Annotated in this window: 6 protein-coding genes; 4 read left to right on the forward strand and 2 right to left on the reverse strand. The window is 39.9% G+C overall.

The features are described 5' to 3' along the window. Positions 1–736 (forward strand): restriction endonuclease subunit S domain-containing protein (locus HMPREF0860_RS05495; protein WP_038082253.1); only part of this gene is annotated, 736 nt, incomplete at its 5' end. Here the strand turns inward: HMPREF0860_RS05495 and HMPREF0860_RS13560 are convergent. Both HMPREF0860_RS13560 and xerA read right to left on the reverse strand, forming a co-directional pair. Beyond that, positions 685–1,266 carry a restriction endonuclease subunit S gene (locus HMPREF0860_RS13560; protein ID WP_051170000.1) on the reverse strand — a complete coding sequence of 194 codons (582 nt, stop codon included), beginning with the start codon at positions 1,264–1,266 and terminating at the stop codon, positions 685–687. The two genes, HMPREF0860_RS05495 and HMPREF0860_RS13560, sit on opposite strands and share 52 nt — an antisense overlap. Before the next feature lie 13 nt (positions 1,267–1,279). Further along, complete coding sequence (gene xerA / locus HMPREF0860_RS05500; protein ID WP_021495572.1) at positions 1,280–2,263, reverse strand: site-specific tyrosine recombinase/integron integrase; 984 nt, start codon at positions 2,261–2,263, stop codon at positions 1,280–1,282. A gap of 37 nt (positions 2,264–2,300) precedes the next feature. On the opposite strand from xerA, the gene HMPREF0860_RS05505 reads away from it, so the two are divergent. The 3 genes from HMPREF0860_RS05505 (at position 2,301) to HMPREF0860_RS05515 (ending at position 3,828) form a co-directional block, all read left to right on the forward strand. Then, the gene (locus HMPREF0860_RS05505) at positions 2,301–2,996 is read left to right on the forward strand and encodes a restriction endonuclease subunit S (protein WP_051170001.1); all 696 of its coding nucleotides are present in this window, start codon (positions 2,301–2,303) and stop codon (positions 2,994–2,996) included. A 111-nt stretch (positions 2,997–3,107) separates the two neighbouring features. Then, positions 3,108–3,416 (forward strand): type II toxin-antitoxin system RelB/DinJ family antitoxin, encoded by a 309-nt coding sequence (locus HMPREF0860_RS05510; protein ID WP_016524325.1) that lies wholly within the window; start codon positions 3,108–3,110, stop codon positions 3,414–3,416. 4 nt (positions 3,417–3,420) lie between these two features. Further along, a complete protein-coding gene (locus HMPREF0860_RS05515; RefSeq protein ID WP_021331573.1) occupies positions 3,421–3,828 on the forward strand; it encodes a putative toxin-antitoxin system toxin component, PIN family in 408 nt (135 codons plus the stop codon). The last annotated feature ends 20 nt before the right edge of the window (positions 3,829–3,848 follow it).

The raw sequence follows: 3,848 nt of genomic DNA on the forward strand, positions 1-3,848 counted from the left end.
GATAAACAATCATTTAGAGCAGATAGCGCAGGCGATTTTTAAATCGTGGTTTGTGGATTTTGAACCTTTTGGCGGAAAGATGCCGAAAGATTGGCGGGAAGGTACTTTTAGTGACCTTCTTTCTACGATCATTGGCGGAGATTGGGGAAAGGACACTTCGACAAGTAATAACACACAAAAAGTGTATTGTATTCGTGGTACCGATATTGACAACATTAATGCTGGTAATAAAGGCAAAATGCCTATTCGTTATATCTTTCCTAAAAATTATGCTGATAAACAGTTAAGCGTTGGAGATATTGTAGTTGAAATTTCTGGTGGAAGTCCTACACAATCAACTGGACGCTGTGCACTGATAACACAGTCTCTTCTTGACCGATACGATTTCGGAATGGTATGTACCAATTTCTGCCGAGCTATCAAACCACTGGAAGGGTATTCATCCTTCGTCTACTTTTACTGGAAGTACCTTTATGACCGGGGTATAATGTTTTCCTATGAAAATGGTACGACTGGTATTAAAAACCTTAATATTTCTGATTTCCTTAAAATAGAGCCGATTATTATCCCTCCTATAAAAGTTGCCTTTTATTTTACCGAAGCAGTCGGTATTCTTATTGACATGATCTTTTCGAATAGTCTTGCGAATGAAAACCTCGCAGTAATTCGCGATACTCTCTTACCTCATCTAATGTCCGGCGAATTATCGGTAACTGACCTTGAGGATGATAAATGATTGTTTATCTTTTCATTGATAGCAATTTTATCGTCTAATAGACAAAGAATTGATGCAATAGCTCGTTGCTCGTCAAGAGAAGGTAAATCAATATCTATGTTTTTAACAGTGTCTGATTTCAGATTATTTACGACTGATCCTGTTGCAATTGCTTTGAACTGGTTCTGTGCAAATTTGGACGATAAAAAATAATACAGATATTCACGGTCAAGTAGATTTTCGTTATTTCTTAATCGTAACCAACCATCATGAATGCAACCATCAATGAGGGTTATGAATACTCTACCAAAACTCATTGAGTTTGACAAAATCAAATCACCTTTTTTGACCGCGCGGGATTTTGCTGTTCCGGCTTTTATTATGCGTTCAGCAGAATGGGTGAAATATTTATCGTGTTCATTGACATCCCCTATTTTTAGCCAATTTACACCATATGGACTGGTAGTTACAAAGTCTATAATAGGGCGTGGTGACCCGCCTCTTACAACCTCACAAACTTTTCCTAGTTTGACAGTTTTCCAATTTCTCATATCATCCCTCTCCTCAGCCGATAAATTTTCTATGCGAATTTTTTACATTCGCCTGATTGACCATTGCATAGGTCATTGTCGTATCTATTTTTACATGGCCGAGTAAACGTTGTACTTGTTCAATGGGCATGCCTTTATCGATTGCCCGCGTGGCAAGGGTGCGCCGGAATTTGTGCGGATGAACCTTTTGTATATCCGCACGCTTACCGATTTCGCGAAGCCTTGTCTCTACACCGCCTATCAATAAGCGCTTATACGGCAGGGCAAGCGATACAAAAAGAGCGGGATTGTTATCGGCACGGCAATCGAGGTAGTTTTGCAGATGAATTTTTGTTCGCGCATCGAAGTAGACCAATCGTTCAGTTTTGCCTTTGCCGAACACGACGCATTCCCTTTCATGAAAACTGATGTCTTCCCGATTCAAACCGACCAACTCGCCGACACGCATCCCTGTAGAAGCAAGCAAGTCGATCATTGCCAAATCGCGGACTTCGTCACAGGCATCACGAAGCAGTTCCAATCCTTCGTCGGAAAAAGTATCTTTGATTATTTTATCCGCCTTTATCTTATGGATTCGACGGACGGGGCTTTTGAGGATATAATCCTCGTCCTCCAACCATCCGAAAAAGCTGCTAAAAATCCGCCGCATATTGTCTATTGTTACTTTACTTGATTTTCGTTCTTTTTGATAGTCGGCAAGGTAAACCCGTAAATCGTCGGTAGTAATCTCCCGTACGGGTTTTTTGACGCTGTTTTGCATTTGTCGTATAGTTGAATCATAATATTTCAATGATTTTTCCGAACAGCCCTCTACCCCCTTTGCCGCAATAAACATTTCAAGCAACCCTTCTTTTTCCTGTTGATCGGAAGCTTGCCGCTCAATAACATCCACATCGTGAAAGTAGTATGCCAGCACCCGCTGCAGTTCCGCCTGCTGTGCTGTGTCGAGCAGCGGTGCCATACGCATTTGTATCGCCGTAATCAGTTTGTCCTTCATGTATTCCCCCTGTCTTTCGGTAAGTAATTGATTTATAATGACAGCAAGGGGAAAGATAAACAATCATTTAGAGCAGATAGCGCAGGCGATTTTTAAATCGTGGTTTGTGGATTTTGAGCCTTTTGGCGGAAAGATGCCGAAGGATTGGAAGAAGGGCCTACTGGGACAATTTGTTGATGTTAGACGTGGATGTTCTCCAAGACCAATACAGAATTTCTTATCGGATAAAGGTTTACCTTGGCTGAAAATATCAGATATTACCACTTTACAGACACCATTTGTGTTAGAGATTAAAGAACATATTAAAGAATCTGGTTTGAAAAAAACAATATTTCTTAAATCTGGTACACTCGTCCTTTCGAACAGTGCAACACCAGGTATCCCCAAAATTCTAGGTATAGATACTTGTATTCACGATGGATGGCTCTATTTCCCGTTTTCATTGTTTTCTAACGAATATTTATATCTTCTTTTTAAACATATTCAGAAAGACTTAATTGCCCTTGGTAATGGAAGTATATTTACCAATCTGAAAATAGATATTCTAAAAAACTACGTCGTTAATGATCCTGATAAACAGACTCGTTGCCGATTTGATAAGTTAGTTCGCCCTATATTTCGAGAGATAGAATATCGAACACAAGAGTCCTTAAGCCTATCGAAATTGCGCAACGATCTACTCCCTAAGCTTATGTCGGGAGAAATTGATGTTTCACAGTTCAAAACGGACTAAAACGCAGTAAAACGGATAAAACTAATTTCACCAAGATCTCACTTGTGTTATCATTACAATGTACTTGCAAAAACACTTTTTTATAGTATAATACTATAATAGAGGTTGACTATGGCAAGTACTTTGGTTCAAATCCGTGTTGATGAAAAGTTAAAAGACGATGCGGCTGCCGTCTATGAAAACCTCGGACTTGATTTATCGACCGCGGTACGTATTTTTTTTAAGCGCAGCGTTGCCGAAAACGGTATTCCTTTTAGTATGAAATTGGGAAACTATGATCGGGATGCCGTAAGAGCACGGATTCCGCAAAACGTACTATCGGCAATGCAGGCAATGGCACAAAGCGCAGCTTCAAACGGCATTTCCGACATGAGCCTCGAAGAAATCAATACCGAAATCGATGCCGCTCGCAAGCGATAACGGGATGCTTTTGTACGCCGTCATTGATACGAATGTTCTTGTTTCCGCATTCTTAAAAGAAAATTCCGTTCCCCGTTATATTATTGACTATATGTACGCCGGAAAAATTATCCCTGTCTACAATGAGGAAATCATTGCCGAATATTCCGCCGTGTTGCATCGTTCGAAATTTTGCTTTCCAACGGAATCGGTCGATATTGCAGTGAATGCGATACAAGAAATAGGCTTAAAATTTGACGGCATAAGTATAACAGAGCCGATACCCGATCCGAAAGATATTGTTTTTTATGCAGTTACATTGAATGCACGGAAGCAGTTTGAAACCTATTTGATTACGGGTAATATAAAACATTTTCCTGCAAATCCTTTTGTCGTAACGCCGCGTCAATTTTTGGATATATTCACACAATAAGCCGATAAATGATTGTTTAC

The organism is Treponema socranskii subsp. socranskii VPI DR56BR1116 = ATCC 35536, from assembly GCF_000468115.1.
GTDB lineage: Bacteria > Spirochaetota > Spirochaetia > Treponematales > Treponemataceae > Treponema_D > Treponema_D socranskii.